The sequence below is a fragment of the Kitasatospora sp. NPDC058184 genome, assembly GCF_042883725.1.
GTDB lineage: Bacteria > Actinomycetota > Actinomycetes > Streptomycetales > Streptomycetaceae > Kitasatospora.
The window spans coordinates 77830-103679 of sequence record NZ_JBHVVE010000003.1; the positions used below are offsets into that span (position 1 = coordinate 77830).

Consider the following 25850-nt stretch of genomic DNA (forward strand, 5'->3'; position numbering starts at 1 on the left):
GGCCGGGGGCGGCAGTACGCCCCGGCCCTGACGGATGGGGACGTTCATGACCGACACCGACACCGACACTGCCGCGGACTCCGCGGTCCGCAGCGGCAGCCCGGACTCCGCGGTGGACCGGGTCGCCGACTTCTACGGCGCCTACATCGACGCCGTCTCCGACGGCACCGACGACCTGGGCGCCGAACTGCGCGCCCACTACCTCACCGAGGACTTCCGACAGCGGCTGGCGGCCTGGGAGGAGGCCAACCACGCCGACGGCGTGCTGCGCGCCCAGGACGTGCCCACCCGCTGGGAGGTGCGCTACCACGACTCCGGCGCCGGGCACCTGTTCACCACCGTCACGCTGACCTGGGGCACCGGCCCCGACGCCGGGCACACCCGGCTGGCGGTGCAGAGCGACCTGGGCACCAAGCTGATCTCGGACATCGAGGAGGGCTGACCCGCCGTCACGCCGCCCCCGGGGATCACGCCAGGGCTGCGGCCAGGCGCTCGGGCAGGGTGGCGTACGGACGGCACTCGACCACGGGCAGCGCGTGGGCGCGGGCCTGGTCGGCGAGCCAGGTGCTGTAGCGGGCGCTGACGGCTGCGCGTTCGGGCTGCGGGCCGCTGTCGGGCTCGCGGTCGGCGTAGTTGGCGCCGATGCTCCGCGGGTCGTCCTCGTGCAGGAAGACCGCGCGCACCCGCCGGCCCTGCTCGGCGGCCTCGGCGGCGGCGCGGGCGGCGGCGGCCGGGGTGAGGTAGTCGCCCTCCACGATCGCGGGCACGTCCACGGTGAGCCGGTTGCGCACGACGCCGAGCAGCGCGTCGTCCAGGGCGCGGGCGGTGGCGATCTGGAGTTCCAGGACGCGGTCGGCGCCCAGCGCGTCCGGGTCGGGCACGGCGGAGAAGTGGTGCAGGCCGGGGTGGCTGTCCGCGCTGGTGGCGGCCTGGAGGGCGGCCACGACGTCGTCGAACTCGACGACGAACGCGCCGTGTCGAACGCGCAGGAGGTCGGCGGCGCGGCTCTTGCCGAGGCCGGAGGCCCCGCCGATCAGCAGGACGTCCCACGGGATTTCGTCGGTATGCATACCGGCACGGTAAGCGGTCCGGGGCGCGGGTGGGCTCCGGGGGGTGGGGGAGACGGCCGAGGGCGCGCCTCCCGGCCCGGCCCCCGGCGCCCGGAAGCCGGCCCCGGCCCGGTCCGTGGTCCGCCGCCCGCACCCCCGGTGCGGGCGGCGGCAGCGAACGGCCGGCAGCGGACGGGCCCGTACGGCGGCGCCCGGGTCCGGTCAGGCCCCGTCGCGGCGGGCGGAGCGGCGCACCGCCCAGGGCAGGCCGAACCACAGCACGGCGAAGATCAGCGCGATGCCGCAGGTGATCGGCACCGCGAGCGCCGTGCCGAGGACGACGTCCAGGACCAGCAGCACGGCGCCGGTCAGCGCGGAGGCGAGCAGCAGCAGGCCCACCTGGGCGACGCGGACGGAGACGGCGACGATCCGCTCCTTGCCCGGGTGGCGGTACAGCCCGCGGTGCAGGGCGACGGGGGTGGCCAGGACGGCCGCGGCGACGACCGACAGCAGCAGGGTGGTGACGTAGACGTCCTGCTGGGCGTCGGTGAGCTGGGCGAAGCGCGGGGTGAAGGCGACGCCGAGCAGGAACGCGAAGACGATCTGCACGCCGGTCTGGAGCACTCGCAGCTCCTGCAGCATCGCCACCAGGCGCCGGTCGGCGCGCACGGCCGGGTTCCCCCAGCCGGGCGGGGGAGCGGAGTCGGACCGGTGGCCGGGCGAGGGGGAGTCCGGGGGAGGTGCACTGGTCATGCGTCAGCTTCCCACGGCCCGGCGTCAGGCCCCGCGCGTCGCACCGGGGTCCGCGCCCCCGGTGCCGTCCAGGCGCTGCTGCCAGACGGTGAGCAACCCCTGCAGGGCGCCGGCCTCCTCGGGGCTCAGGTGGGCCAGCAGCCGGTGCTCGTTGCGCATGTGCGCCGTGAACGCCTCGTCGATCAGGCGCCGGCCGGCCTCGGTGAGCGCGACCACGCGCCCGCGCCGGTCGTCGGCGGCCGGGCGGCGGGTGACCAGCCCGGCGCGCTCCAGGCGGTCGATCCGCTTGGTCATCGCCCCGGTGGTCACCATCGTGTGCGCGGCCAGCTCGCCCGGGGCCCGCTCGTACGGGGCGCCGGCCCGGCGCAGCGCGGCGAGCACGTCGAACTCGCCCTCGCCCAGGCCGTAGCGCTGGTAGACGAGGGTCAGCTCGGCGGTCAGGCGGGCGGCGAGGCGGTGCAGGCGCCCGATGACGGCCTGCGGGGAGACGTCCAGGTCGGGGCGTTCGCGCCGCCACTCGGCCTGGACCCGGGCGACGTGGTCCGCGGCGTCGGTGGGGTCCGCGTGGTCGGCGTGCTGTCCGTGTCCCTGTCCGTGCTCCATGGGCGCCATCCTACCCCCGATAGCTTCCCAGGAAGCTATATTGTCTTCCATGGAAGCCAATACGCGGTGGGTCCTGCTCACCGCCCTCGCCCCCGTCGCCTGGGGCGCCAACTACTGGGTCACCCACGCCCACCTGCCCGCCGACCACCCCCTGTGGGGCGCCGCCCTGCGCGCCCTGCCCGCCGGCCTGCTGCTCCTCGCCCTCGCCCGCCGCCGCCCGCACGGCGCCTGGTGGTGGCGCAGCGCGCTGCTCGGCCTGCTCAACACCGCCGTCTTCTTCGTCCTGCTCTACCTCGCCTCCCAACTGCTGCCCACCAGCGCCGCCGCCACCGTCATGGCCGCCTCCCCGCTGACCATGCTGCTCACCGCCTGGGCCCTGGCCGGCCCGCGCCCGCGCCGCGCGCACCTGGCGGGGGCGGTGGTGGGCCTGGCCGGCATCGCGCTGGCCCTGGCCGGACCCGGGGAGGGCATCGGCTGGGCCGGGCTGGGCGCCTCGGCGGCCGCGATGCTGGTCTCCTCCGTCGGCTACGTGCTGGCCGCCCGCTGGCGCGAGGGCGCCGACCCGCTCGCCGCCACCGCCTGGCAGCTGACCGCGGGCGGTCTGGTGCTGCTGCCGCTCGCCGCCGCCGTCGAGGGCCCGCCCCCGCCGGTGGACGCGCCCACCCTGCTCGCCTTCGGCTACACCACCGTGATCGCCACCGCGCTCGCCTTCGCCTGCTGGTTCGCCGGGCTGCGCCACCTGCCGGCCGGCACCGTGGGCCTGCTCGGACTGCTCAACCCGCTCACCGGCGTGCTGCTGGGCACGGCGCTGGACGGCGACGCCTTCGGGCCGCGCCAGGGCGCGGGGCTGGCGCTGGTCGTGGCGGGCATCCTGCTCGGGCGGCCGCGCGCCGAAACCGCTGTCCGTCCCGCCGCCGAGCCCGTCGCCGAGCCCGCTGCCGGGCGGGCCCGCCCAGCAGCGGACCGGGACCTTGATCTCAAGTCGACTTGAGGTCCTAGCCTCCGTGGTGCGCGACCGGACCGGGTCGCGCCGCGCACGGCGACCCCGAGGAGCAAGGGCCATGACCACCGACACCACCGCCACCGACACCACCGCCACCGCCATCGACACTATCGCCGCGAACCTCGCCGCGCTCGAACAGCGGGTCCGGGTCCTCACCGACCGCGCCGAGATCACCGGCCTCATCGACGGCTACCTGCTCAGCCTCGACACGGTGCCCCGCGACGGCGGGCGGTTCGACGAGGCGTGGGCGCGGCGCTACTTCACCCCCGACGTGCGGATCACCACGCCGGTGGGGGACCACGAGGGCATCGACGGGCTGGCCGAGTCCGAGCAGGCGACCCTCGGGAAGTTCGAGCGGACCCAGCACGTGGGCGCCAACCACATGATCGACCTGGACGGGGACCGGGCCGCGGTGCGCTGGAACGCCGTCATGGCGCACGTCCACCTCGCCTCCACCCAGCGGGCGCGCGGCGAGGAGCCCGGCGGCCGCTTCGACGTCGGCGGCACGTTCACCGGCGAGGCGGTGCGCACCCCCGACGGCTGGCGCCTGCGGAGCCTGGACGTGCGGGCCGTGTGGACGAGCGGCAGGGGCCCGCTCGTCCTGACCCCGAAGGCCGGGGCGACCCTGCGCGACCTCGCCGGCGGAGCGTGACGGCGGCCCCGGGGCACCGGCCGGGGCGTCACTTGGGCCGGGGCCCCGCCGCTTGCCCGCCGGGCGGATCACGTGATCTGCTGGCGCGAGCATCGCGTGCCGGTGACGGACCGCGTCAGGCATGGAGGTGCGCGACCGAAGGGACCGCCACCCGTGGCCTCCCCCTCCACCGGCCGTACGGCCGCCCTCAGCCTGCAACTCTCCCGCGCGCACCAGGACTTGCGCCGCCGCCTCGCCGACCTGCGCGCGAACCTCGGCCGGCCCCGCCCGCACGGCGGCGACGACCGGCTCCTCACCCACTGCCTGGCCTTCTGCACCGCCCTGACCAACCACCACCAGGGCGAGGACGACGGCCTGTTCGCCCAACTCCTGCGCGAACGCCCCGACCTGGCGCCGACCATCGCCAAACTCGTCGAGGACCACGGCCTCATCACCGGCATCCTCACCCGGGTGCGCGACCTCGCCGACCAGGCCGCCGGACGGCCCGACGCCGACCTGGAGGCGATCGGACGCGAACTCGACGGGCTCGCCGCCATCATGGACTCCCACTTCGGCTACGAGGAACGGGCCATCGGCGCCGCCCTGGACGCCGGGGTGCGCGACGACGGCTGGTCCGAACCGGTCCTGCGCTTCCGCGCACCGTAAAACCCGTCGCACCGTCCGGCCCGCCTTCCCTACACTCGCCACGCGGCCGCGCCCCGACGCGCGGCCCGAACGCGACGACCGTGACGTACGAGATGGGGAGAGGGGGCGGGCGGCCATGCCGAAGCAGAGTGCCGCCGCCCCCTCTCCCGCGTCGCGGTACGAGGTGATCCTGGTGTCCCGCCTCTCCCGGTGCCCGCTGCGCGGCCGGCACCGGAGCAGTGCCGCCACCGTCTGACACCGGCCCGTGAGGCCGTAAGCCCACCCTGTGGCAACGAATCCGACGGTCCGTCGGCACTGCCGAATCGCGCGCCCACCCACCAGCAGGACCGCCTCGAAAGGCACCCGGGCCATGCGCACCCACACCACCACCGCGAGCACCACCACCGCGAGCATCACCGCGAGCACCGCCACCACGAGCAGCACCGCCGCCGCGGCCACCGGCATCGCCGCCGTCCGCAACCTCGGCATCCTCGCCCACGTCGACGCCGGCAAGACCACCGTCACCGAGCGGATCCTCTACCTCACCGGCACCACCCACAGGCGCGGCGAGGTCCACGACGGCACCACCGTCACCGACTTCGACCCCCAGGAACGCGACCGCGGCATCACCATCTTCGCCGCCGCCGTCAGCTGCGCCTGGGCCGGGCACCGGATCAACCTCATCGACACCCCCGGCCACGTCGACTTCGCCGACGAGGTCGAGCGCTCGCTGCGCGTCCTGGACGGCGCGGTGGCGGTGTTCGACGCGGTCGCCGGCGTCGAGCCGCAGAGCGAGTCGGTGTGGCGCCAGGCCGAACGCCACGGCGTGCCGCGCATCGCCTTCGTCAACAAGCTCGACCGGGCCGGCGCCGACCTGGACGCCGCCGTCGACTCGATCCGCGAACGCCTCCACCCGCGCCCGCTGGCCGTCCAACTGCCCATCGGAGCCGAGGAGTCGTTCACCGGCGTCGTCGACCTCGTCCACCTGCGCGCCCTCACCTGGCACGAGGACGGCGCCATGGCGCACGGCCCGGTGCCCGCCCACCTCGAAGGCCCGGCCGCCGAACGCCGCCGCGCCCTGGAGGAGGCCGTCGCCGAACTGCACCCCCGGGCGCTGGAGGAGTTCTGCGCCCACGGAACCGTCGGTGCCGCCACCCTCACCGCAGCCCTGCGCGACCTCACCCGCACCGGCGAGGCCGTCGTGGTGCTGTGCGGATCCGCCTACCGCAACCGCGGCATCGAACCGCTCCTGGACGCCGCCGTCGCCTACCTGCCCTCCCCGCTCGACGTCCCGCCCACCCGCTCCGCCGACCGTACCCAGCAGCGCGACCCCGACCCCGAACAGCCCCTGACCGCCCTGGCGTTCAAGGTCACGGCCGCCCCCACCGGGCGCCTCACCCACCTGCGCCTGTACGCCGGCACCCTCCACAAGGGAGCCACCGTGCTCGACACCGCCACCGGCCGCCGCGAACGCGTCGCCCGCATCCTCACCGTCCTGGCCGACCGCCACACCGAGACCGACCACGCCCGCGCCGGCGACATCGTCGCCGTCGTCGGCCCCAAGCACACCCGCGTCGGCGCCACCCTGTGCGACCCCGACCACCCGATCCTCCTGGAGGCCCCCGTGAGCGCCGAACCGGTCGTCACCGTCGCCGTCGAGGCCCGCCGCGCCACCGACACCGACAAGCTGGCCGCCGCCCTCGCCCGGCTCGCCGAGGAGGACCCCTCGCTGCGCGTGGCCACCGACCCCGAGACCGGCCAGCGCACCCTGTCCGGACTGGGCGAACTGCACCTGGAGGTCGCGGTGGAGAAGGTCCGGCGCGACAGCGGGATCGAGGCGGTCGTCGGCCGCCCGCGCGTCGCCCTGCGCGAGGCCCTCGTCGAGGGCGTCACCGGCTTCGTCCACCGGCACGCCAAACAGGACGGCGGCGCCGGCCAGTTCGCCCACCTCGTCCTCGACGTCCACCCCCTGCCGGACGGCGCCGAAGCGGAGTTCGCCTTCGCCTCCACCGTCACCGGCGGCCGGGTGCCGCGCGAGTACGTGCAGGCCGTCGAGGCGGGCTGCCGCGACGCCCTGGCCGAAGGACCGCTCGGCGGACACCCGGTCACCGGCGTCGCCGTCACCCTCACCGACGGGGCCACCCACCCCAAGGACTCCTCCGAGCTCGCCTTCCGCACCGCCGCCCGCCTCGGCCTGCGCGAGGCCCTGCGCGCCTCGCGGATGCACCTGCTGGAACCGGTCGCGGAGGTGACGGTCACCGTGCCCGAGGACGCGCTGGGCACCGTCCTCGGCGACCTCGCCGCCCGCCGCGGCCACGTCCGCTCCACCGACCCCGGCCCCGGCGCCACCGCCCGGGTGGGCGCGCTGGTCCCGCTCGCCGAACTGTTCGGCTACGCGGGCCGCCTGCGCGGCCGCACCCAGGGCCGCGGCACCTTCACCACCCGCCCGGCCGGCTACGCCCCCGCGCCCACGCCCGCCGGCTGAGCCCGCCGCCCGGCCCCGCCGTCCCCACGGCGGGGCCGGGCCCGCCTTCCCACGGCGGGGCCGGCCCCGTTACAGCGCCCCGGCGTCGGCCGCCGCCCACGCCGACGGGTACAGCGGACGCCAGCCCAGCTCCCGGCGCGCCGCCGCCGTCGACACCTGCCCCTCCCACGGGTCGAACGGGGCGTCCGGCGAACCACCGGGGTGGACCCGCCCGTTGAGCGCGTACAGGTCCCAGGCCGTCAGCGGCGCGTCGTCGCCGACGTTGTACGCGCGCCCCTCGACGCCGGGCACCGTCACCGCGCGCCACAGCGCCCGCGCCACGTCCGCGTGGTGCACCACCGCCAGGCGCTGGTGCGCGGGCCAGTGCGCCGCCCAGTTCAGCGACTGCGCCAGGTGCGGATCGCCGTCCCCGTACACGAACGCCAACCGGGCCACCACCAGCGGCAGTTCGTCCCCGAGCGCGCGCAGCCCCTCCTCCGCCCGCGCCTTGGACGCCGCGTACACCCCCCACGCCGGATCCGGCGCCGTCCGGTCGCCCTCCACGGCGGGGCGGCCCAGCCCCCGCCCGTACACCAGGTTGGTACTGGTGTGGACGAACCGCGCGACCCCGGCCTTCGCCGCCTCCCTCCCCAGCGCCACCGCCGCGTCCCGGTTGACCGCCCACGCCGTCCCGTCCGGCACCCCGCGCAGCGCCGCCGCCACGTTCAGCACCACGTCGGCCCCGTCCAACGCCCGCGCCCGGTCGCCCTGTTCGCACAGGTCGCCGACCACCACCTCCACCCCGTCCAGGCCCCGCGCCCTCGCCGCGTCGCGCACCAGCACCCGCACCGAGGAGCCCTCCGCCCCCGCCCACCGCACCAGCCGCGGCACCAGCCGGCTGCCCACCGAACCCGTCGCGCCCGTCACCAGGATCTTCGCCATCGCCCGTCTCCTCCAGGGAGTCGCTTCCTCCGACGCCCACCACCCTGCCCGCGGCGCGAGGGGCGCGGCAGAGACCTCCCGATCCAGGGACCGCCGATCCCCGGCTGGGGCCACGGGGCGCCCGGGCGGGCTCCCGGCCGCCGACACCTGCCGACGCCCGCACCGACCGCCGACGCCCGCACCGACCGCCGGGAGCCAGGTCAGCGGACGGCGGGCTCCCGCGGGCCGGGGCGGCCGTCACCGTAGGCGCCGGCCATGGGGGAGGAGCCGGTGGTGAGGAAGTCGTGGATCGCCACCAGGTAGACGGCGCGCTCCACGGTGCCCTCGCCGCCCGTGTCGAGGGCGTCGAACGCCGCGGCGGCCCCCTCCGGCGGGTTGCCGCTCGCCGCGCGCAGCCGGGCGAACTCCCCTCGGGTCACACGCCCGTCGCCGTCGCCGTCGGCGAGGTCGAACAGCGAGCCGAGCGCAGGCCGACAGGTCTCCTCGAAGGCCTCGTGACCGGCCCAGGCGCGGTACTCCTCGAAGGTGACGCCGCCGTCCCCGTCGCCGTCCATCTGCCGGAAGACCTCCTCGTGGGTCGCGCGGGCCGCGGCCACCAGCGGGTCGTGCGGGCCGCGCCCGAAGGCCGAGGCCGCCCGGTCGACCCGGGCGAGGTACTCGTCGTGGGAGATCACGCCGTCGCCGTCGGTGTCCAGCATCGCGAAGATACGGCGCTTCGCCTCGTCCGACATCCCGTCACCATCCGTTCTCTCAGGGGAAGTTCTGCCGGTCCACGCTACCGGCGGGACACGCGCGGGCCGGGAAGGCGCGGCGCGGGAGCCCGGCGTCCCGGCAGCCGGGGACCGGCGATCCCTGGCTGCGCCGCGCCCCGGCGGGCCATGCTGGGGGCATGATCGACCGAACGGCGCTGGCCGACTTCCTCACCCGGGCCCGGGCCCGGCTCACCCCCGCCGACCTCGGGCTGCCGCCCGGGGCGCGGCGGCGCACACCCGGACTGCGCAGGGAGGAGGTGGCACAGGTCGCCGGGCTGTCCGTCGACTACTACGCGCGCCTGGAACAGCGCCGCGGCCCCCAGCCCTCACCGCAGCTGCTCGCCGCCCTGGCCCGGGCCCTGCGGCTGAGCGAGGACGAACGCGACCACCTGTTCCGCCTCGCCGGGCACGAGCCCCCGCGCCGGCACGGCCCGCTCGGCCACGTGCGCCCCGGACTGCTGCTCATCCTCGACCGGCTGCACGACACGCCCGCCCAGGTGGTCTCCGACCTCGGCGACGTCCTCGCGCAGAACGCCATGTCGGCCGCCCTGTTCGGGGACCACACCGCCCTGGCGCCCGAGCGCCGCAACCTCCTGCTGCGCTGGTTCACCGACCCCGGCACCCGCACGCTGTTCCCCGCCGAGGACCACGAGGACCTCGCCCGCGCCCACGTCGCCGCCCTGCGCGCCGCCCGCACCGCCCGCCCCGGCGACCGCCGCGCCGCCGAACTCCTCGACGAACTCCTCGCAGACAGCAGCGAGTTCACCGCCTACTGGGAACGCCATGAGGTCGCCCGGCGGCGCAGCGGCCGCAAACGGCTCCTGCACCCGGTGGTGGGGCCGCTGGACCTGGAGTGCGAGGTGCTGGCCGCCGGCGGCGAGGACCAGCTGCTGCTGGTGCACACCGCCGCGCCCGGCAGCGACTCCGCCTCCCGCCTGGAACTGCTGCGCGTCGTCGGCGCCCCCGCCCCCGCCTGACGCCCGCACCGGCATCGGAAGGCCCCGCTGCGCGACGAGGCGGGCCGGGGCCCGTAGGCTGGGCCGGGCCGTGACGGCACAGACCGTCACCAGAGCGCACAAAGCGACCGACCGACAGATCGACCGATCGCCAGAGACCGACAGAAGCGGGCAGGCAGGGGCACATGCAGTTCGACGACCAGGGCGACCTCGACACCTCGCAGGTGGACGACCGGCGCGGCATCCCGGGCGGGAAGGTCGCCATCGGCGGCGGGGCCGTGGGCCTGCTCGCGGTGCTGTTCGCGGTCGTCCTCGGCGTCGACCCGCAGCTGCTGGGCCTGTCCTCCGGCTCCGGCTCCTCCAACTCCTCCACCGGCACCCGCACCGCCGGCGAGGTGCAGCAGGCCTGCAAGACCGGCGCCGACGCCAACAAGCGCCAGGACTGCCGGATCGTGGCCGTCACCAACAGCCTCCAGGAGTTCTGGCGCACCGAGCTGCCGCGCGCCGCCAAGATCCCGTACAAGAACGCCGAGACGGTGCTGTTCACCGGCCAGGTCTCCACCGCCTGCGGGCCGGCGACCTCGGCGGTGGGCCCGTTCTACTGCCCCGGCGACAAGAAGGCCTACTTCGACCTGGGCTTCTTCAACGAGCTGTCCGCCCGCTTCGGCGCCAAGGGCGGCCCGTTCGCCGAGTCCTACGTCGTCGCCCACGAGTACGGCCACCACATCCAGACCCTCACCGGCGCCATGCAGAAGGTCGGCAACGACCGCCAGGGCGCCGCCAGCGGCTCGGTGCGCCTGGAGCTGCAGGCCGACTGCTACGCCGGGGTGTGGGCGCACCACGCCACCACCACCCCGCAGGCCTCCACCGGCCGTCCGCTGATCGCCTCGCTCACCGACCAGGACATCGCCCAGGGCCTGGACGCGGCCGCCGCGGTCGGCGACGACCGCATCCAGCAGCAGGCCACCGGCCGGATCAACCCGGAGGCCTGGACGCACGGCTCCGCCGAGCAGCGCAAGGCCTGGTTCACCACCGGCTACCGCGGCGGCGACTTCGCTCAGTGCGACACCTTCTCGGCCGCCAAGCTCTAGCACCACCGCCCGCGAGGACCGGCCGCGACGTCCGCCCGCGGGCCCGTCGTCAGAAGCCCCGCTGCGCCTGCCCGCTCCGCGCCCAGTCCCAGCCCGCGATCGCCTCGCGCAGCCGGATGGCGCCGGCGGGCAGGCGCGTGTCCGCGGCCCAGAACAGGGTCAGGGAGCGCCGGCAGTCGGGGTCGTCGACGCCGACCCACACCAGCGGCAGGCGGGTGGCGGTGCGCCGGGAGAGCGCGGGCACCAGGCCGATGCCCAGGCCCGCGCTGATCAGCTCGGCGATGGCGCCGGCCTCGTCGCTCTCGCAGACGATCCGCGGCTCCAGGCCGCGGGCGGCGAACAGCCGCTCCAGCAGGCGGCGCTGCCAGTGCCCGGGGCGGGCGGCGATGAACGGCTGGTCGGCGAGGTCGTCGACGCCGACCGCGGTGCGCCCGGCCAGCGGGTGGCCGGGGGCGACGGCCAGCCCCACCTCCTCGTCCAGCAGTAGCACCGACTCCAGGCCCTCGGCGGTGATCGGCTGGGAGACGACGGCGAGGTCGACGTCCTGGGCCCGCAGCCGCCGGGCCGTCTCCCGCGCGGGCAGCTGGTGCAGTTCGACCTCCACCCCCGGGTGGCCGCGCTTGAACGCGGCCAGCGGCCCGCTGAAGGCCAGGAAGGTCTCCGAGGCCAGCCGCACCGTGCCCAGCCCCTGCCCGGCGGCCTCCGCCACCGCCCGCCGTCCCGCCTCCAGCTCGCCGAGCGAACGCTCGACGTAGCCGCGGAACAGCTGCCCGGCCGCGTTCAGCCGCAGCCGCCCGCCGCGCTCGAACAGCGGGGTGCCCAGCTCGGCCTCCAGCCGGGCGATGGAGCGGCTCAACGACGGCTGGGCGACGCGCAGTTCCTCCGCCGCCCGGCTCAGGTGCTCCAGCCGCGCCACCGCCAGGAACTGCGCGAGCGTGTTCAGGTCCACGAAAGCCCCCATGCCCCAGCGGTCATAACGCCATAGCACTATTGATCTTAGACAGGATAGCCGGGCGGACATAGCGTCAGGGACGGGCCGCACACCGCCCGCAGCGGTGCGCCGGCCCGGACGCCCTGTACGAGGAAGGACCCCGCGCCATGGCCACCGCCGCCCACCAGACCCCACCGGAGCCCGAGGCCCGGTCCGCCACAGGGGAGCGGACCGGGCCGCGAGCGGGGACCGACCCGGGGGCGGGGGAGCGGGCCGGGCCCGCCGGACGGACCCTGCGCGCCGTGGCCGCCGTCCACACCGCCGCCGCCTTCGGCCAGCCCGTCTTCGCCGGCGTCTACCTCAGCGGCGACTACGACGCCCTGGGCTGGCACACCGTCGGCGCCAACGCCGTCACCGCCCTCGGCTACCTGCAGCTGGTCGCCGCCCTCGTGGTGTGGATCCGGCTGCGCCGCTCCTGGCCGGCGGCCGCCACCCTCGCCGCGGTCGCGGCCGAGACCGCGCAGTACGTCGCCGGAACGGAAGGCGCCCTGTGGCTGCACCTGCCGCTGGGCGTGGCGACCATCGCCGGCCTCGCCGTGCTCACCACCGCCCTGTGGCGCACCCCGCTGCCCCCGCGCCGGCCCCTCCGCCGGGAGGACGACGACCGCGCCTGAACCCCACGGCAACCTGACGCGCCGTCAAATCCTCGGCATCGGCGGAGCGTTCGGCCTGCTCGCCACCGCCTCGCTGGCCGGCGCCGCCGCCCTCGCCCGCCGCCCCGCCACCACCGGCGCCGAACTGCGCAGCGCCGCCGCCCTGCCGCCCCCCTACCAGGTGCCGCTGCCGCTGCCCGCCGTCGCCAGGCCCGTCTCCACCGACGGCGGCACCGACCGCTACGAGATCGTCCAGCGCGAGACCAGCGCCGAGATCCTGCCCGGCCTGCGCACCCCGCTGTGGACGTACGGCGGCTCCTTCCCCGGCCCCACCATCGAGGCCCGCCGCGGCCGGCCCGTCACCGTCACCCACCGCAACGAACTGCCGGTGCCCACCGTCGTCCACCTGCACGGCGGCCGCACCCCCGCGGACTCCGACGGCTACCCCACCGACCTCGTCCTGCCCGCCGCCTGGCCCCAGACCCCCCAGACCATGCCCGGCATGCCCGGCATGCCCGGCATGGACGGCGCGGGCGGCCACGGCGGCGGCACGGGTACGGGCATGACCGACCCCCGCGCCGTCACCAGCCGCCTGCGACGCGACTACACCTTCCCCAACGACCAGCGCCCCACCCTGCTCTGGTACCACGACCACCGCATGGACTTCACCGCCCCCGCCCTGTGGCGCGGCCTCGCCGGCCTGCACATCGTGCGCGACGACGCCGAGGACGCCCTCGGCCTGCCCGCCGGCCCCCACGAGATCCCCCTGATGATCACCGACCGCGCCTTCACCGCCGACGGCGCCCTGACCTACCCCTCCCTCGACCCCGCCCTGCGCGACCGCCCCGGCGTCACCGAACCCCACCTCGCCGGCGTCCTCGGCGACGTCGTCCTCGTCAACGGCGCCCCCTGGCCCGTCCACGAGACCGACGCCGCCCGCCACCGCCTGCGCCTGCTCAACGCCTCCAACGCCCGCCACTACGAACTCGAAGCCCGCACCGAGGACGGCCGCCGCCTCGACCTCGTCCAGATCGGCGCCGACCAGGGCCTGCTCGCCGCCCCCGTCACCCACCGGAGCCTGCCCATCGCCCCCGCCGAACGCTACGACCTCGTCGTCGACTTCGCCGCCGCCCCCGTCGGCTCCCTGGTCCGGATCGTCAACCGCCTCGGCACCGGCCGCACCCGCGACGTCATGGCCTTCCGCATCGCCCGCCCCGCCCCCGCCGACGACAGCCGCATCCCGCCCCGCCTCGCCACCGACCTGCCCGACTGGCGGCGCGAAGACGCCGTCCGCACACGGGACTTCGCCTTCCGCGCCGGCCGCATGAACGGCGGCCACGGCTGGCTCATCGGCGGCCGCCCCTTCGACCCCGCCCGCACCGACGTCACCGTCCCCCTCGGCGACACCGAGATCTGGCGCCTGATCGCCGACGTCCACCACCCCGTCCACCTCCACCTCGTGGGCTTCCGCATCCTCACCCGCGGCGGCAGACCCCCACTGCCCCACGATGCCGGCCTCAAGGACACCGTCTCGCTGCGCCCGGGGGAGTCCGCGGAGATCATCACCCGCTTCGACGGCTACCGCGGCCGCTACCTCTTCCACTGCCACAACGCCGAGCACGAGGACATGGGAATGATGGCCAACCTGGAAGTCGTCTGATCCCTTTCACCCCTGTTCGGGGGGATCCGCCGGAACTGCCGGACCTTCACGGCTCTCGCACCGGATGATCACTCTGCTGCCGGAATCCCGACCCCCGCCGTACCGGGCGGTCCACTCCAATTCCCTTCGCACACCCCCCGAGCAGCGAAAGGCCACCACCCCCATGACCCGCCCCGACGACCACCCCACGCCCGACCGGATGCTGCGCGAGGCCGCCTCCCGCCTGGACCGGCGCCGCTTCCTCACCGTCACCTCGGCCGCCGCCGCGCTCGCCTTCAGCGTCAACCTGCCCTCCGCGCACGCCGCCGACAACGAGATCGCCCCGCGCGCCATCGGCGGCGATCCCTTTACCCTCGGCGTGGCCTCCGGCGACGCCACCTCCGACGCCGTCGTGCTCTGGACCCGCCTGGCCCCCCGCCCGCTGGAGCCCGGCGCCGGCCTGCCGCCCACCGGCTCCGTCCGGGTCGGCTGGGAGATCGCCCGCGACGAGAAGTTCCGCCGCGTCGAGCGCCGCGGCACCGCCCGCGCCCACGCCGAGTTCAACTACGCCGTCCACGTCGACGTCGACGGCCTCGACGCCGCCCGCACCTACTGGTACCGCTTCACCGTCGGCACCTGGGCCAGCCCCGTCGGACGCACCCGCACCGCCCCGCCGCGCGGCCGCAAGCTCGACAGCGCCCGCATCGCCTTCGTCTCCTGCCAGGCCTACGAGGACGGCTACTTCACCGCCTTCCGCCACCTCGCGGGCGAGGACCTGGACGCCGTCTTCCACGTCGGCGACTACATCTACGAGTACGGCATCGACGCCGCCGGCGGCGACCGCAAGTACACCGACCGCACCCTCGCCGCCCACTTCAACCACGAGACCACCACCCTCGAGGACTACCGGCTGCGCTACTCCCTCTACAAGAACGACCCCGACCTCCAGGCCGCCCACGCCGCCCACCCCTGGTACGTCACCTGGGACGACCACGAGGTCGAGAACAACTACGCCGCCGGCATCCCCGAGAAGAACCAGGACCCGGCCCCCTTCGTCGCCCGCCGCGCCGCCGCCTACCGCGCCTACTGGGAGAACCAGCCGCTGCGCATGCCCCAGCCCCGCGGCACCGAACTGACCCTCTACCGGCGCGTCCACTACGGCCAGCTGGCCCAGTTCGACATCCTCGACACCCGCCAGTACCGCGACGACCAGGCCAACGGCGACGGCTGGCAGTACCCCACCCCCGAGTCCGACGACCCCAAGCGCACCCTCATGGGCGCCACCCAGGAACGCTGGTTCGCCGACGGCCTGCGCCACTCCAAGGCCACCTGGAACGTCATCCCCCAGCAGGTCGTCTTCTCCCGCCGCAAGAACACCACCGCCGAGCGCTCCAAGCTCTCCATGGACGCCTGGGACGGCTACCCCGCCGCCCGCGAGCGCTTCCTGAAGGCCGTCGACCAGTCCGGCGTCAAGAACCTGGTGCTGCTCACCGGCGACGTCCACGTGGCCTACGCCCTGGACGTCAAGCGCGACTTCAACGACCCCAACTCCCGCACGGTGGGCGTGGAGTTCGTCGGTACCTCGATCAGCAGCGACGGCGACGGCGAGGAGAAGCCGTCCAACTGGGGCAACCTCATGGCGGCCAACCCGCACATGAAGTTCTACGACGGGCGCCGCGGCTACACCGTGCTCACCCTGGACCGCCACCGGGCCCGCGCCGACTACCGCGTCGTCTCCCACATCACCCGCCCCGGCGGCACCCTGTCCACCGCCGCCTCCTTCACCACCGAGGCCGGCAACCCGGGCATCCGCCCGGCCTGACAGGGCCCTTGGCCCCCCGGTCCCGCCGCCTTGAGGGAGGCGGCGGGGCCGGGTGCCGCTCAGGCGGGCCGGGTGCTGCTCAGGCGCCCCGGACGAGGCGTTCGACGACGGCCGCGGCCTGCTGCGGGTGCTCCTCCAGCCAGGCGTCCAGGTGGCGTCGGACGGCCTCGGCGACGCAGGCGCGCACGGCGGTGTTGCCGAGCACGTCCAGGGTGGAGCCGTGGAACTCGGGCTCGTCGAGCTTCACCGACACGACCGCCGTCAGGCCCGCCCAGGCCTGCCCGGCACTCAGGCCGGGTTCCGCCGGGGCCGGCCGGAGCCGCTTGCGCGCGTACGCGTCGAGCGCGGCCGCCACCCCGTCGCGGAAGCCCGCCTCGTGGGTGCCGCCGCGCGGGGTGGGCCGGCTGTTGGCGAAGCTCCGGACCCGCTCCTCGCCGCCGGCGCGCCAGCGCAGGGCCACCTCCACCGTCCCCGCCATCTGCGGGTCCTCGCCCTCGAAGGCGACGGTGTCCGTGGCGGCGGGCGCCGCGTCCCGGTTGTCGAGGAATGCGACGAAGTCCTGTGCCCCGCCGGGGGAGTGGAACCGCTCGGACCTGGGCTCGCCGGGCCCGCGCCGGTCGGTCAGTGAGATGTCCAACTCGCGGTTCAGGAAGGCCAGTTCACGGAATCGGTCCGCCAGGTCGTCGAAGGAGAGCAGCGCTGTCCCGAAGACCTCGGCATCCGGCCAGAAGGTGAGGACGGTCCCGCTGCCGGTCGCCGGGCCCGCGTCGGTGAGCGGGGTGACGGCCGTGCCGCGCGCGTACTCCCGTTCCCAGCGCACCCCCTCGCGCCGCACCTCGGCCGTCATCCGGCTCGACAGGGCGTTGACGGCGGCCGGGCCCGCGGCCCAGTGCCCGAGCGCCACGTCGCGGCGGCCGCCACCGGGCCCCGCTCCGGCGTTCAGACGGGTCAGCAGGGTGTCGAGGTCGGGCTCACCGGTGCCCTCCGCCCCGCGGACGGGGACGCCCGGGCCGTCGTCGGCGACGCGCACGCCACCGTCGGAGGTGAGGGTGACCTCGACGCGGCCGGCGCGTCCGGCCAGGACCTCCCTCACCGCCCGGTCGGCGACCTCGAACACCAGCTGGCGCAGGCCGCGCTCACCGGTCGAGCCGATGTACATCCCGGGCCGCTTCCGTACGGCTTCCAGGCCCTCCCACACCTGGATGCGGGCGGCCTCGTACCCGGTCTTCTCCTCGTTCACGATGTCCCCTCCGAAGGTGTCCGGCAGAGCTCAACAGCCTAGGCGAATTTCGGCATAATGCCAGGTCAGAGCCTGTTTGCCGAGGGCGCAGGCGGGCGCGTGAGCGCCTGCCCGCGGGCGCCCGCCGCAGGGGTCCCGGACGCCCGCCGGAGCGCGGCCCCGCCCCCGCCGGGGCCGCGTACGGGGCCGTTCCAAGCGCTCCCGAGGTCCCCCGATCCAAGTTCTTCGCGCCCCGCCCGCCGGCGGACCCCGGCAAGCCGGTGTACCTGCGGCCCGCCATCGTTGGCCTGCTCGTCCCGGCGGTCCTGATCCCGCTGATCGTCGTCATGGCCAAGCGCGACCCCGAGTTCGCCGAGGCCGGCGACTGCATCCACAACAACAACCCGATCACCGCCGCCCTGCCCGGCGTCGTCGACAGCAACCCCGACATCGACGTGGTCCCCTGCTCCGACCCGAAGGCCGAGGCCCGCGTCGTCGGCCGCGAGGACGACACCACCGACGGCGAGAACGCCTGCCGCAAGTACCCCACCGCCGACGGCTACTTCACCTCCAAGCACGGCAGCGACAAGTACACCCTCTGCCTGCAGAGCCTGGAGACCCCCAAGCAGCCGAAGCCGACCACCATCTTCGGCCCCGTCAACCCGTAGCGAGGCGCCGCCCCGGGTCCCTCGCCGTACTCGGCCGGCCGATCCTTCGCCGAACGGCCCGGCGCCGGGCCGTTCGCTGTCACCGGGGGCGGTGGGCAGGGGAGTCGGGGGTGTATGTTCGCACCCAGCCGTCCAGAAGGGCGAAGGCCATGGGGATCTCCACGCACGCGATGGTGCCGCCGCTCCTGGTGGCCGCACTGGTCCTGCTCGCCGTCAGACTGGCCCGACGGCACCGCGCCGGTGCGCCCGTAGCGCTGCTGCCACGGTCACGTCCGGCCCGCGCCGTCGCAGCGGCCGTCATCGCCCTGGTGATGCTCTCCGGAGCGCTGACCGGGGACCCCTGGTCGGCGGTCGTCCCCGCCCTCACGCTCGGCGGCCTGACCGGCGCCCTCGTGGACCTCCGCTACGGCTCCCCGCGCTGACGCCCGCCCGCGGCGCTGCCCGGGCGGTTCGTCAGGAGGCGGACGGCTCGATCTCCCCGGCGAAGACGATGACCTGGTCGATGAGGCTCCGCCGCAGATGGACGACGTCCGTTCCCGCCAGGCGGGGGCCTCCGTCCGGCGTGGTGAAGACCCACTGGTAGCGGGCCCACTCGCCGGGCATGTCCACCGCTGAGCAGCGCGTCATCGTGCCGGTTCCCGCCGGGTGGCGCCGGATGTCCAGCACGAACTGCTCGACCGCCGCGATTCCCTCGCTGCGGCCCAACGGCCCCCAGAAGACCACGTCGGAGGTCAGGGCCTGGGAGAGCAGGGCCGTCACATAGGTGTCGTCCGAGGCGTTGAACGCGGAGATGAACGTGTCGATCGCGGAGCGTGCCGTCTCTTCCTGCATACCCCAGTAATACCAGCCGCTGCGCGTACGGATCAGGAAGAGGGCGAGTACCAGGACGGCAGTACCCACGCGGCACCCCGTGCCGCCTGGGCTTCCGCCCTCGATCCGCACGCCGCCGCCCCGGTGTCGAAAACCGGGGTGGCGCTGGACCCAGTGGGTGACCAACCGGCTTTCCGCGGAGGACTCGGCGGTCCGTCCCGTGATGGGACCGCATGCGCCGCACGCCCGCCGGAACCGCGCCACCGGGCTCCCCGCCCGCGCAAATCCCCGGTGGGGAGCGGTACATGGCCTCCAGGGTGTTCGCAAGGGTTCCGGCAGGGGGCGGAGCGGCACACGCCTCCGGGCTCAGCGGCAGGTGACAAGGCCGCCCGGGTGCGGGCCGGCCGCCCGGGCGGCCCGCAGCGCCGCCCTGGCACGGGCCGCGCCGGGGCGGGTGGCGGCCTCGCCGCCGCCGACCGCGACGGGGCGGGGGGCGAGGCCCGCGCAGGGGCCGCAGATGCCGGGTTCGGGCACCGGGTCGTGGCACGCCGCGCACTCGGCGTACCGAAGTGCCCCGGTTCGTACGGTGCTTGGGGCGGGCGGCAGCTTGTGCTCCAGGCGGTGGCGGAGGACGGCGACCGCCGAGTGCATCGGGGCGGGCAGGCCCGGCAGCAGGGCCTGGGCGAGGTCCGCGGCGGTGCTGCCGCGTTCCAGCCACCGGGCGACCAGGGGCGCGAGTGCGCGGGCTTCGGCCTCGCCCAGGCGCAGTCGCGGCTCGGGACGGATCACCCGGAACAGCGTGGCGACCGCCTCGCGGAGCTGCTCGTCGGACTGCCCGCCCGGCCGCCCGTCCGCTTGCCCGTCGGGCGGTCCGTCGGGCGGTTCGGAGGGCGATTCGGCGGGGAGGGAGGGTTCTTGGTGCCGGTCCTTTGAAAGGGTGTCAGCGCGGCCGGCGCTCGCTCCACCGGGGACCGGGCGGGTGGTACTCGGCGCTGCGGCCCGAGGGACGTCGTAGACGTGGGTCTCGGTGATGATCGTGCCGTCGGGCAGGCGGATCTTCTCGACCCGGTAGTACCCGGCGTCGGCCAGCTCCTTCAGGGCCCTGCGGACCGCGCCGCGCCCCTGGGGGCTGGTGTCGGCCATGTGCCGGCCGTCCTCGCGCCAGCCGTCGGGCCGGGAGAGGAGGTCCGCGAGCAGGCCCCGGGCGGTGTAGGAGAGCCGTCGGTACTGGAGTACGGCGTTGGGCAGCACGGTGAAGTTGCGCACGGGGGCGCTACGATGGACGCGCATCGGGAGTGTTGGCTCCTGTTGCCGGACCCCGGGGTGTTAGCGCACCGCCGGGGTCGCCTGTTTTCGGTTGGATTACGGAACGTACCACAACGGTCACGCACAGAACGGGCGTTCGCGACAACTGCCCTGACGGGGGCCCTTCGTCACCCGGCGTCAGCCGGGGGTGCCCGGGCGGTGGACGGTGAGGTCGCCGTAGGAGCGCAGGGCGCCGGCCGGGTCGCCGGGCTTGTCCCGCAGGACGGAGTCCAGGAAGGCGAGGGTGGCCGCGGCGACGGTGCGCGGGCCCCCGGTGCGGCCCAGGGTGCCGACGAGCGAGGGCACCGGCGGCAGGTACAGGGGGCCGTCCATGAAGGTGAGGTGGGCGGCGCCGGGGACGGTGAGCCGGTAGCTCGGCGCGGTGCTGGAGTCGAGCGCCTCGGTGAGGCGGGGCAGGTAGCGCGGGTCGCTGTCCGGGGTGATGGCCTGGGTGAGCGCGAGCGTCGGCCGGTCGAGGGCGGGCGTGGTGGGGCCGTGGGGGTAGCCGTCCAGGTCGACGACGGCGGCGAAGCGGCGGTCCTGCCGGGCCGCCTGCAGGGCGGCGGCGCCGCCCATGGAGTGGCCGGTCACCGCGACCCGGCCGGTGTCCAGGCGTCCGGTCAGCGGGTCGGCGATCCCGCCGCGCTCCAGGGCGTCCAGCTGGGTGAGGACGAAGCCGAGGTCGCCGGCCCGGACGGCCGTCCAGCCGGCCGCCAGCTCGTCGTCCTTGTCCCGGTCGCCGCTGGAGGCGGTCTCGGTGCCGATCGTCCGGCCGTCGGCGAGGACGACGGCGGCGGAGTCGTACGGGTGGTCGAGGGCGGCCACCACGTAGCCGTGGCTGGCCAGTTCCTCCGCCCACGCGGTGTTCTGGGTGCGCACCCCGCCCGACCCGGGGGAGAACAGCACGACCGGGAACCGCTCGCCGCCGCCGGCCACCGGGGCGTCGAAGACCGAACGGCTGCGGGCGCGCGGGACACCGTCGACCAGGAAGCCCGGCAGGCCGACGCCCCGGGCGAGGGCCCCGGAGACGGTGCGCGCCTCCTGCGCGGTGCGTCCGAGGTACTGGGCCCGCTGCGCGCCCGCGGGGATCTTCCCCGCGGGGTACCAGAGTTGGACCACGACGGTGCGCAGGTCGTTCGGGTCGGCGGTGAAGGTCTCGGGGCGGTGCGGGTCGGTCCACTGCACCACGCGGGTGCCGACCGCGAAGCCGCCCGACGGCTCGGGGAACACCGGCACGGGAAAGGCCCAGGCGGCCACCGGGCCCGTGGCGATCAGGCCGACGCAGGCCGCCGACCCCGGCAGCGCCAGCCACCAGCGGGCCCGCCACGCCGGCCGTCCGGTACGGCGGCGCAGCGGTCGCAGCAGGGGAGCGAGGGCGAACGGCGAGGCGAGGGCGGCGCCCGCCAGGACCGGCAGCAGCTGCCAGCGGACGCCCGCCGCGCCCAGCGCGATCGCGCACGGCACGAGGACCGCCCCCGCCGCGATCGTGGCGCGCGGGCGGGCGGCGGGGGGAAGCCAGCGTGCCGTCACCAGCGCGAGGGCGGCCAGCAGGGCGAGGATTTCCAGGGGGGACATGGGCAGTCCCGGGATGATCTCGGTCACCTGGCCATGCTCGGCGCCGGGCGCGCGCCGCCGCATCGGCCACCGGTCGCCGCCGCGTGCCACCAGGGGTGCGGTCCGCGGCGGTCCGGGTACGACCGCGGTGGCAGCCGGGCGGGCCGGAGCGGCGGGCGCGCTGCGACCACGGGAGGTGGCGGGACTCCTCCTGCGGTCGTATGCCGGCGCGGGGCGATCAGACGGTGGGCTCATGCGCCGCGCGGGGCCGGCGGCCTACCGTGACAGGGCCGCGGTACGTGCCGGGGCGGCGGCACGCACCCGGGGCCGCGCAGGCGTACGGTCCCCGTGCCCGACGTGCCCGACGTGCCCGACGTGCCGGACGTGCCGGACGTGCCGGACCCGGGGCCGCCTTGACGCCGAATCGACAGGGACGTGCGATGACCGAGGCGGCCGCCGAACCCGGCCACGCCCACCGGAACCAGGCGCCGGTGCGCGTCCGCGTGCGGGCCCGGTGGGCGAGGACAGCCGCACGGCTGACCGGCTACGCCGACCTCGCCTGCGCACGAGCCGCACGAGCCGCACGAGCCGCGCGACCGCTGAGAGTCGCCGCGCGCTGGCGCTCCCGGCTGCCGCCCACCGCGTGGGACGCCCTGCTGGCGACGCTCCTGCTCCTCAACGTCGCGACCACCCGCGCGCCGCACGAGCTGCCGGTGGCCGCGGCCCTCACCGCCGCCCTCACGCTGCCCCTGCTGTGGCGGCGCCGGGCCCCGCGCACGGTGTTCGCCGCCGTGGCGGCCGCGGCCCTCGTCCAATGGCTGGCCGATGTCCAACTGCCCGCCGACGTCGCCCTGTTGGTGGCCCTCTACACGGTGGCGGCGAACTCGGGCCGGCGCGGCACGCTCGTCGCCGGCGCCGCCGTGGAGGCCGGGGCAGTGCTGGCCTGCCTGCGCTGGTCGACGGACGGCGCGTTCCTGACCCCCTTCGTCGCGGTCACCGCGCTGGCCGTCGCCGCCGCCGTCCTCGGCGTGAACGTGCGCACCACGCGCGCCTACCTCGCCGCCCTGGAGGAGCGGGCCGCACGCCTGGAACACGAACAGGAACAGCAGGCGCGACTGGCCGTCGCCGAGGAACGGGCGCGCATCACCCGGGAGATGCACGACATCGTCACCCACAACCTGTCCGTCATGGTCGCGCTCACCGACGCCGCCGTCTACGCCCAGCACCGGTCGCCCGACAAGGCCGCCACCGCGATGCTCCAGATCTCCGAGACCGGCCGGCAGGCCCTGACCGACATGCGCCGCTCGCTGGGCGTCCTGCGCACCGACGAACCGGACGCGCGGCGCCACCCGCTGCCCGGCATCGCCCAACTGGCCGCCCTCGCCGACCAGATGGGCGCCGCCGGGCTGCCCACCGGCCTCGACGTCCACGGCGGCCACGCCCACATCCCCGCCACCGCCCAACTCACCGTCTACCGCCTGGTACAGGAAGCCTTGACCAACACCCTCAAGCACACGCCCGCCGGCACCCGCGCGACGGTCCGGATCCACTGCGCGGCCGCGACCGTCACCGTGGACGTCACCGACACCGGCCCCCACCCGCCCCAGCCCGCCGCCGCCACCGCTGCCGTCGTCGTGCCGCCCGGCCACGGCATCCCCGGCATGCGCGAACGCTCGGCCGCCTACGGGGGCACACTGCACGCCGGACCGCTTCCCGACGGCGGCTGGCGGGTCCACACCCGCCTCCACCTCGACAGCGCCGGAGCGCCGCCCGCATGACGATCCGCATCCTGATCGCCGACGACGAAGCACTCCTCCGGATGGCCTTCAGCACCGTCCTGGAAGCCCAGCCCGACATGGCACCGGTCGGCGAAGCCGCCGACGGCGCCCAGGCCGTACGCCTCGCCCGCGAACTGCGCCCCGACGTCGTCCTCATGGACGTCCGGATGCCCGGAACCGACGGCATCGAGGCGACCGGGCAGCTCATCGCGGCCTCCCCGCAGAGCAGAGTGCTCATCCTCACCACCTTCGACCTGGACGAGTACGCCTTCGCCGGACTCAACGCCGGAGCCTCCGGCTTCCTGCTGAAGAACGCCCGCCCCGAGGAACTCCTCACCGCGATCCGCAACGTCGCCGCGGGCGACGCCGTACTCTCCCCGCGGATCACCCGCCGCCTCCTGGACAACCTCCGCCCGCACATCCCCGACGGCCGCGACCCCGACCACGACGAGCGACTGAACCGGCTCAGCACCCGCGAACGCGAGGTACTCGTCCAGGTCGGCCGCGGCCTGTCCAACACCGAGATCGCCGCCACCCTGCACCTCGCGGAGGCCACCGTGAAGTCCCACCTGGGCCGCATCCTCCACAAGCTCGAACTCCGCGACCGCATCCAGGCCGTGGTCCTCGCCTACGAAACCCGCCTCATCCACCCGACATGACCCGCCCCCCGGTTGCCGGGCCGCGCCCCTGGCAGTGGGGCCGGCTGGAGGCGTGCGGCGCGGACACCGAGCCGCTCCGGGCGGTGTCCACCACCCCGCAGGACCGGCACGCGACTCCCTGGGGCAACCCGTACGGCACCTGCCGCCGGGGTCCGGTAGGAAATCGACTCAGGAACCGCGCCGGCGTCGGCTGCGCCGCGACTGCCGCGGCCCGACAGGGTCCACAGCCAGGGCCTGGCCTACCGCGACGAGCCGTCGAAGCGTTCGAAACCCGTCTCCATGTCACCGCGGAACGTCAGTGCGTCAAGGCCGATGCCGAGTGCGCCGAGCAGGATCCCCAGTGCCGCGTCGGCGTCCGGCTCGGACCGGCTCACCCACACGAACGTGCTCGGTTCGACCCCGCCTTCGAGCCGGCTGAGCGCGAAGTCCACGCGCTGGATGCGGAACATGGCGACATCGACGGCTCCCAGATCTTCCCAGCTGCGTTCGACTGTCAGCCGCAGGCGGGCCGCCAGTGCCTCCAGCGGCGGCTTCAGCCCTGCCACAAGCCGGAACGAGGCGGCCGCGTACTCCCACATGCCCTCTTGGAAGGCGGGGTTCTTCCCGGTGTAGTACGGGGGGCTCGGCGCCGGTTGCCAGTCCGGCTCCGGCCCTGGTACCTCGAACCCGGCCACAATCCCGCCTTCCGTCTGAACACCTCTTCGAGCGTCACGGTATCCGAAGAGGAACGCGCCAGGGGTGCGGGCGCCGAGCTCCTTGACGGCCAGGGCCGGGCCGGCGGCGTACTCCTCGGGGAGGTGTCATCCGCCGCGCGCAGGAAGTCGGCCCGGCCGACTTCCTGCGCGGCGAGGCTGGCCGTCCCCTGGTTACGGGGTGAGTCGCAGGTGGATCGCGAGGACGCCGAGCTGCTCCTTCTCGGGTGGGTAGATCTCGCGGCAGGCGGTGAGGAGTTCGGCCCGGCTCATCCCCTCGGAGCCGATCGCCTCCGGGGCCTCGGTGTCGAGCATGGCGTCGAAGTCCGGGTACTCCGCGACGCTGGTGACGATGGTGCGGCAGTGGGCGTCGCCGGATTCGAAGACGAGGGTCTGTCCCGGATGGATCCTGCGCATGCTGGGGTAGCCGACGCGTACCTCGATGGTCTTGGTGCCGGCGGAGATCAGGTCGAGGTAGGGGCGGCGGATCCGGATGACGCGTTCCTGGTCGGGCATGGGGCAGGTGCTCCGCTTCTATGCCGAGGTGGGCAGGGACAGTTCGGCTGGGTGTCCGGGTAAGGCCTTTCCCGGGGTGTCGGACCTGGGCCCCCGACGGCGAAGGGCGGTTACTGCACTTGATCGGGCTATGGTGGTAACCACCTGACAGGTGAGGGATGGTTCCGGTAGATCTGTGCGCGTGAATGACTCCACGCCCGAGGGTGACGAGCCCGCCTCCTTCGTCGAGAACGCGAAGAGCCTGTACAGGAAGCACAAGCCGAAGATCACCGCCATCGGCGGTGCAGTCTGCGTCGTGGCCCTCGCCATCATCGTCACCAGTCTCGCCGAGGGGCGGGACTCCGAGGATGCCGAGGGCCAGGAGCAACTCTCCGCCCCCGAAGCTACGGACCAGACTCGTTGGTCCTCCAGCGACTATGACCGCGACCCCTTCCTGCGAAGGCTCCCTGCCGGTCAGCATGCCAGTGAGGAGGCCAACGCGAGGTACAAGGAATTGACGGGTAACAACCTTCCGCCTGGTTACACCTTGGTTCGCCGGTGGTTCTTTCCGAAGGACTCCTCAGAGGATGAGACCCCCGGCGAAGCCGCAGCCTGAGCGAAGGCACTGTCGCATCTCATTCCTGTGCGGTGCTGACGGACGCCCTGCAGAACGTCTTTACCGTCGCTGACCTCCGGAAATCTGCGAAGCTGGGGGTGCGTGCCATTGCTCGGACCG

General features: G+C 75.1%; 27 protein-coding genes. 15 read left to right on the plus strand and 12 right to left on the minus strand.

From position 1 onward, the window contains the following. Nucleotides 1–46: 46 nt before the first annotated feature. On the plus strand, nt 47–442 hold the full coding sequence (locus ACFVXH_RS06560) for a hypothetical protein (RefSeq protein ID WP_387820780.1): 396 nt from the start codon (nt 47–49) through the stop codon (nt 440–442). A gap of 25 nt (nt 443–467) precedes the next feature. Here ACFVXH_RS06560 and ACFVXH_RS06565 read toward each other — a convergent pair whose 3' ends face one another. The 3 genes from ACFVXH_RS06565 to ACFVXH_RS06575 all read right to left on the minus strand — a co-directional run bounded on the left by ACFVXH_RS06565 (nt 468) and on the right by ACFVXH_RS06575 (nt 2405). Beyond that, nucleotides 468–1070: an AAA family ATPase gene (locus ACFVXH_RS06565; protein WP_074006308.1), complete on the minus strand. Its 603-nt coding sequence runs from the start codon at nt 1068–1070 to the stop codon at nt 468–470. 201 nt (nt 1071–1271) lie between these two features. Beyond that, nucleotides 1272–1802, minus strand: coding sequence for a DUF6328 family protein (locus tag ACFVXH_RS06570; protein ID WP_380743006.1), 531 nt, complete (start codon nt 1800–1802; stop codon nt 1272–1274). Between the two features lie 24 nt (nt 1803–1826). After that, a complete protein-coding gene (locus tag ACFVXH_RS06575) occupies nt 1827–2405 on the minus strand; it encodes a MarR family winged helix-turn-helix transcriptional regulator (protein ID WP_380781977.1) in 579 nt (192 codons plus the stop codon). Between the two features lie 49 nt (nt 2406–2454). On the opposite strand from ACFVXH_RS06575, the gene ACFVXH_RS06580 reads away from it, so the two are divergent. From ACFVXH_RS06580 to fusA, 4 genes are all read left to right on the plus strand, one after another. Beyond that, nucleotides 2455–3396, plus strand: a complete 942-nt coding sequence (locus ACFVXH_RS06580) for a DMT family transporter (protein WP_387820784.1) — start codon at nt 2455–2457, stop codon at nt 3394–3396. 70 nt (nt 3397–3466) lie between these two features. Next, on the plus strand, nt 3467–4060 hold the full coding sequence (locus ACFVXH_RS06585) for a nuclear transport factor 2 family protein (RefSeq protein ID WP_387820787.1): 594 nt from the start codon (nt 3467–3469) through the stop codon (nt 4058–4060). A gap of 153 nt (nt 4061–4213) precedes the next feature. After that, on the plus strand, nt 4214–4705 hold the full coding sequence (locus ACFVXH_RS06590) for a hemerythrin domain-containing protein (RefSeq protein WP_387820790.1): 492 nt from the start codon (nt 4214–4216) through the stop codon (nt 4703–4705). 349 nt (nt 4706–5054) lie between these two features. Continuing rightward, a complete protein-coding gene (fusA, locus tag ACFVXH_RS06595) occupies nt 5055–7169 on the plus strand; it encodes an elongation factor G (protein ID WP_387820793.1) in 2115 nt (704 codons plus the stop codon). Between the two features lie 69 nt (nt 7170–7238). Here the strand turns inward: fusA and ACFVXH_RS06600 are convergent, their stop codons facing one another. Together ACFVXH_RS06600 and ACFVXH_RS06605 are read right to left on the minus strand one after the other, a co-directional pair. Then, the gene (locus ACFVXH_RS06600) at nt 7239–8090 is read right to left on the minus strand and encodes an NAD-dependent epimerase/dehydratase family protein (RefSeq protein ID WP_387820796.1); all 852 of its coding nucleotides are present in this window, start codon (nt 8088–8090) and stop codon (nt 7239–7241) included. Between the two features lie 200 nt (nt 8091–8290). Then, nucleotides 8291–8821 (minus strand): EF-hand domain-containing protein, encoded by a 531-nt coding sequence (locus ACFVXH_RS06605; RefSeq protein ID WP_375874256.1) that lies wholly within the window; start codon nt 8819–8821, stop codon nt 8291–8293. A 161-nt stretch (nt 8822–8982) separates the two neighbouring features. Between ACFVXH_RS06605 and ACFVXH_RS06610 the strand changes: the two genes are divergently transcribed. Both ACFVXH_RS06610 and ACFVXH_RS06615 read left to right on the plus strand, forming a co-directional pair. Next, nucleotides 8983–9819, plus strand: a complete 837-nt coding sequence (locus tag ACFVXH_RS06610; protein WP_049655543.1) for a helix-turn-helix transcriptional regulator — start codon at nt 8983–8985, stop codon at nt 9817–9819. A 164-nt stretch (nt 9820–9983) separates the two neighbouring features. Next, entirely contained in the window at nt 9984–10889 is a 906-nt protein-coding gene (locus ACFVXH_RS06615) for a neutral zinc metallopeptidase (protein ID WP_049655538.1), read from the plus strand. A gap of 49 nt (nt 10890–10938) precedes the next feature. Here ACFVXH_RS06615 and ACFVXH_RS06620 read toward each other — a convergent pair whose 3' ends face one another. Further along, nucleotides 10939–11838 carry a LysR family transcriptional regulator gene (locus tag ACFVXH_RS06620; protein ID WP_387820800.1) on the minus strand — a complete coding sequence of 300 codons (900 nt, stop codon included), beginning with the start codon at nt 11836–11838 and terminating at the stop codon, nt 10939–10941. Nucleotides 11839–11987: 149 nt separating this feature from the next. Here ACFVXH_RS06620 and ACFVXH_RS06625 point away from each other — a divergent pair, with 149 nt between their 5' ends. From ACFVXH_RS06625 to ACFVXH_RS06635, 3 genes are all read left to right on the plus strand, one after another. After that, entirely contained in the window at nt 11988–12494 is a 507-nt protein-coding gene (locus tag ACFVXH_RS06625) for a hypothetical protein (protein WP_387820803.1), read from the plus strand. Between the two features lie 160 nt (nt 12495–12654). Beyond that, the gene (locus tag ACFVXH_RS06630) at nt 12655–14133 is read left to right on the plus strand and encodes a multicopper oxidase family protein (protein WP_387820806.1); all 1479 of its coding nucleotides are present in this window, start codon (nt 12655–12657) and stop codon (nt 14131–14133) included. Between the two features lie 163 nt (nt 14134–14296). Next, nucleotides 14297–15934, plus strand: a complete 1638-nt coding sequence (locus tag ACFVXH_RS06635) for an alkaline phosphatase D family protein (protein ID WP_387820809.1) — start codon at nt 14297–14299, stop codon at nt 15932–15934. 79 nt (nt 15935–16013) lie between these two features. Here the strand turns inward: ACFVXH_RS06635 and ACFVXH_RS06640 are convergent, their stop codons facing one another. Continuing rightward, nucleotides 16014–17174, minus strand: coding sequence for a DNA gyrase subunit B (locus ACFVXH_RS06640; RefSeq protein WP_387820812.1), 1161 nt, complete (start codon nt 17172–17174; stop codon nt 16014–16016). Between the two features lie 260 nt (nt 17175–17434). Here ACFVXH_RS06640 and ACFVXH_RS06645 point away from each other — a divergent pair, with 260 nt between their 5' ends. Together ACFVXH_RS06645 and ACFVXH_RS06650 are read left to right on the plus strand one after the other, a co-directional pair. Next, the gene (locus tag ACFVXH_RS06645) at nt 17435–17821 is read left to right on the plus strand and encodes a hypothetical protein (protein ID WP_387820815.1); all 387 of its coding nucleotides are present in this window, start codon (nt 17435–17437) and stop codon (nt 17819–17821) included. Nucleotides 17822–17970: 149 nt separating this feature from the next. Next, complete coding sequence (locus tag ACFVXH_RS06650) at nt 17971–18243, plus strand: hypothetical protein (RefSeq protein WP_380779647.1); 273 nt, start codon at nt 17971–17973, stop codon at nt 18241–18243. A 31-nt stretch (nt 18244–18274) separates the two neighbouring features. Here ACFVXH_RS06650 and ACFVXH_RS06655 read toward each other — a convergent pair whose 3' ends face one another. From ACFVXH_RS06655 to ACFVXH_RS06665, 3 genes are all read right to left on the minus strand, one after another. Beyond that, nucleotides 18275–18652: a nuclear transport factor 2 family protein gene (locus ACFVXH_RS06655; protein ID WP_049660939.1), complete on the minus strand. Its 378-nt coding sequence runs from the start codon at nt 18650–18652 to the stop codon at nt 18275–18277. Between the two features lie 345 nt (nt 18653–18997). Further along, the gene (locus ACFVXH_RS06660) at nt 18998–19921 is read right to left on the minus strand and encodes a hypothetical protein (protein WP_387820818.1); all 924 of its coding nucleotides are present in this window, start codon (nt 19919–19921) and stop codon (nt 18998–19000) included. Between the two features lie 153 nt (nt 19922–20074). After that, a complete protein-coding gene (locus ACFVXH_RS06665) occupies nt 20075–21574 on the minus strand; it encodes an alpha/beta hydrolase family protein (RefSeq protein WP_387821636.1) in 1500 nt (499 codons plus the stop codon). Nucleotides 21575–21930: 356 nt separating this feature from the next. On the opposite strand from ACFVXH_RS06665, the gene ACFVXH_RS06670 reads away from it, so the two are divergent. Together ACFVXH_RS06670 and ACFVXH_RS06675 are read left to right on the plus strand one after the other, a co-directional pair. Then, nucleotides 21931–23268, plus strand: a complete 1338-nt coding sequence (locus ACFVXH_RS06670; protein WP_387820821.1) for a sensor histidine kinase — start codon at nt 21931–21933, stop codon at nt 23266–23268. Then, on the plus strand, nt 23265–23927 hold the full coding sequence (locus tag ACFVXH_RS06675; protein ID WP_375874266.1) for a response regulator: 663 nt from the start codon (nt 23265–23267) through the stop codon (nt 23925–23927). Before ACFVXH_RS06670 ends, ACFVXH_RS06675 begins: the two co-directional genes overlap by 4 nt. Nucleotides 23928–24166: 239 nt before the next feature. Here ACFVXH_RS06675 and ACFVXH_RS06680 read toward each other — a convergent pair whose 3' ends face one another. After that, nucleotides 24167–24505 carry a hypothetical protein gene (locus tag ACFVXH_RS06680; RefSeq protein ID WP_380779660.1) on the minus strand — a complete coding sequence of 113 codons (339 nt, stop codon included), beginning with the start codon at nt 24503–24505 and terminating at the stop codon, nt 24167–24169. 288 nt (nt 24506–24793) lie between these two features. Continuing rightward, on the minus strand, nt 24794–25135 hold the full coding sequence (locus tag ACFVXH_RS06685; protein ID WP_387820824.1) for an ASCH domain-containing protein: 342 nt from the start codon (nt 25133–25135) through the stop codon (nt 24794–24796). A 181-nt stretch (nt 25136–25316) separates the two neighbouring features. Here ACFVXH_RS06685 and ACFVXH_RS06690 point away from each other — a divergent pair, with 181 nt between their 5' ends. After that, entirely contained in the window at nt 25317–25730 is a 414-nt protein-coding gene (locus ACFVXH_RS06690) for a hypothetical protein (RefSeq protein WP_387820827.1), read from the plus strand. Nucleotides 25731–25850 lie beyond the last annotated feature (120 nt).

Excerpts from the sequence above, each read along its gene's own strand:
- ACFVXH_RS06650 (WP_380779647.1), top strand. The coding sequence starts at position 17,971 with ATGGGGATCTCCACGCACGCGATGGTGCCGCCGCTCCTGGTGGCCGCA.
- ACFVXH_RS06655 (WP_049660939.1), bottom strand. The coding sequence starts at position 18,652 with ATGCAGGAAGAGACGGCACGCTCCGCGATCGACACGTTCATCTCCGCG.
- ACFVXH_RS06605 (WP_375874256.1), bottom strand. The coding sequence starts at position 8,821 with ATGTCGGACGAGGCGAAGCGCCGTATCTTCGCGATGCTGGACACCGAC.
- ACFVXH_RS06600 (WP_387820796.1), bottom strand. The coding sequence starts at position 8,090 with ATGGCGAAGATCCTGGTGACGGGCGCGACGGGTTCGGTGGGCAGCCGG.
- ACFVXH_RS06615 (WP_049655538.1), top strand. The coding sequence starts at position 9,984 with ATGCAGTTCGACGACCAGGGCGACCTCGACACCTCGCAGGTGGACGAC.
- ACFVXH_RS06585 (WP_387820787.1), top strand. The coding sequence starts at position 3,467 with ATGACCACCGACACCACCGCCACCGACACCACCGCCACCGCCATCGAC.
- ACFVXH_RS06685 (WP_387820824.1), bottom strand. The coding sequence starts at position 25,135 with ATGCCCGACCAGGAACGCGTCATCCGGATCCGCCGCCCCTACCTCGAC.
- ACFVXH_RS06665 (WP_387821636.1), bottom strand. The coding sequence starts at position 21,574 with ATGCGGCGGCGCGCGCCCGGCGCCGAGCATGGCCAGGTGACCGAGATC.
- ACFVXH_RS06570 (WP_380743006.1), bottom strand. The coding sequence starts at position 1,802 with ATGACCAGTGCACCTCCCCCGGACTCCCCCTCGCCCGGCCACCGGTCC.
- ACFVXH_RS06565 (WP_074006308.1), bottom strand. The coding sequence starts at position 1,070 with ATGCATACCGACGAAATCCCGTGGGACGTCCTGCTGATCGGCGGGGCC.
- ACFVXH_RS06625 (WP_387820803.1), top strand. The coding sequence starts at position 11,988 with ATGGCCACCGCCGCCCACCAGACCCCACCGGAGCCCGAGGCCCGGTCC.
- ACFVXH_RS06580 (WP_387820784.1), top strand. The coding sequence starts at position 2,455 with ATGGAAGCCAATACGCGGTGGGTCCTGCTCACCGCCCTCGCCCCCGTC.
- ACFVXH_RS06660 (WP_387820818.1), bottom strand. The coding sequence starts at position 19,921 with ATGCGCGTCCATCGTAGCGCCCCCGTGCGCAACTTCACCGTGCTGCCC.
- fusA (WP_387820793.1), top strand. The coding sequence starts at position 5,055 with ATGCGCACCCACACCACCACCGCGAGCACCACCACCGCGAGCATCACC.
- ACFVXH_RS06670 (WP_387820821.1), top strand. The coding sequence starts at position 21,931 with ATGACCGAGGCGGCCGCCGAACCCGGCCACGCCCACCGGAACCAGGCG.
- ACFVXH_RS06635 (WP_387820809.1), top strand. The coding sequence starts at position 14,297 with ATGACCCGCCCCGACGACCACCCCACGCCCGACCGGATGCTGCGCGAG.
- ACFVXH_RS06680 (WP_380779660.1), bottom strand. The coding sequence starts at position 24,505 with ATGTGGGAGTACGCGGCCGCCTCGTTCCGGCTTGTGGCAGGGCTGAAG.
- ACFVXH_RS06575 (WP_380781977.1), bottom strand. The coding sequence starts at position 2,405 with ATGGAGCACGGACAGGGACACGGACAGCACGCCGACCACGCGGACCCC.
- ACFVXH_RS06675 (WP_375874266.1), top strand. The coding sequence starts at position 23,265 with ATGACGATCCGCATCCTGATCGCCGACGACGAAGCACTCCTCCGGATG.
- ACFVXH_RS06560 (WP_387820780.1), top strand. The coding sequence starts at position 47 with ATGACCGACACCGACACCGACACTGCCGCGGACTCCGCGGTCCGCAGC.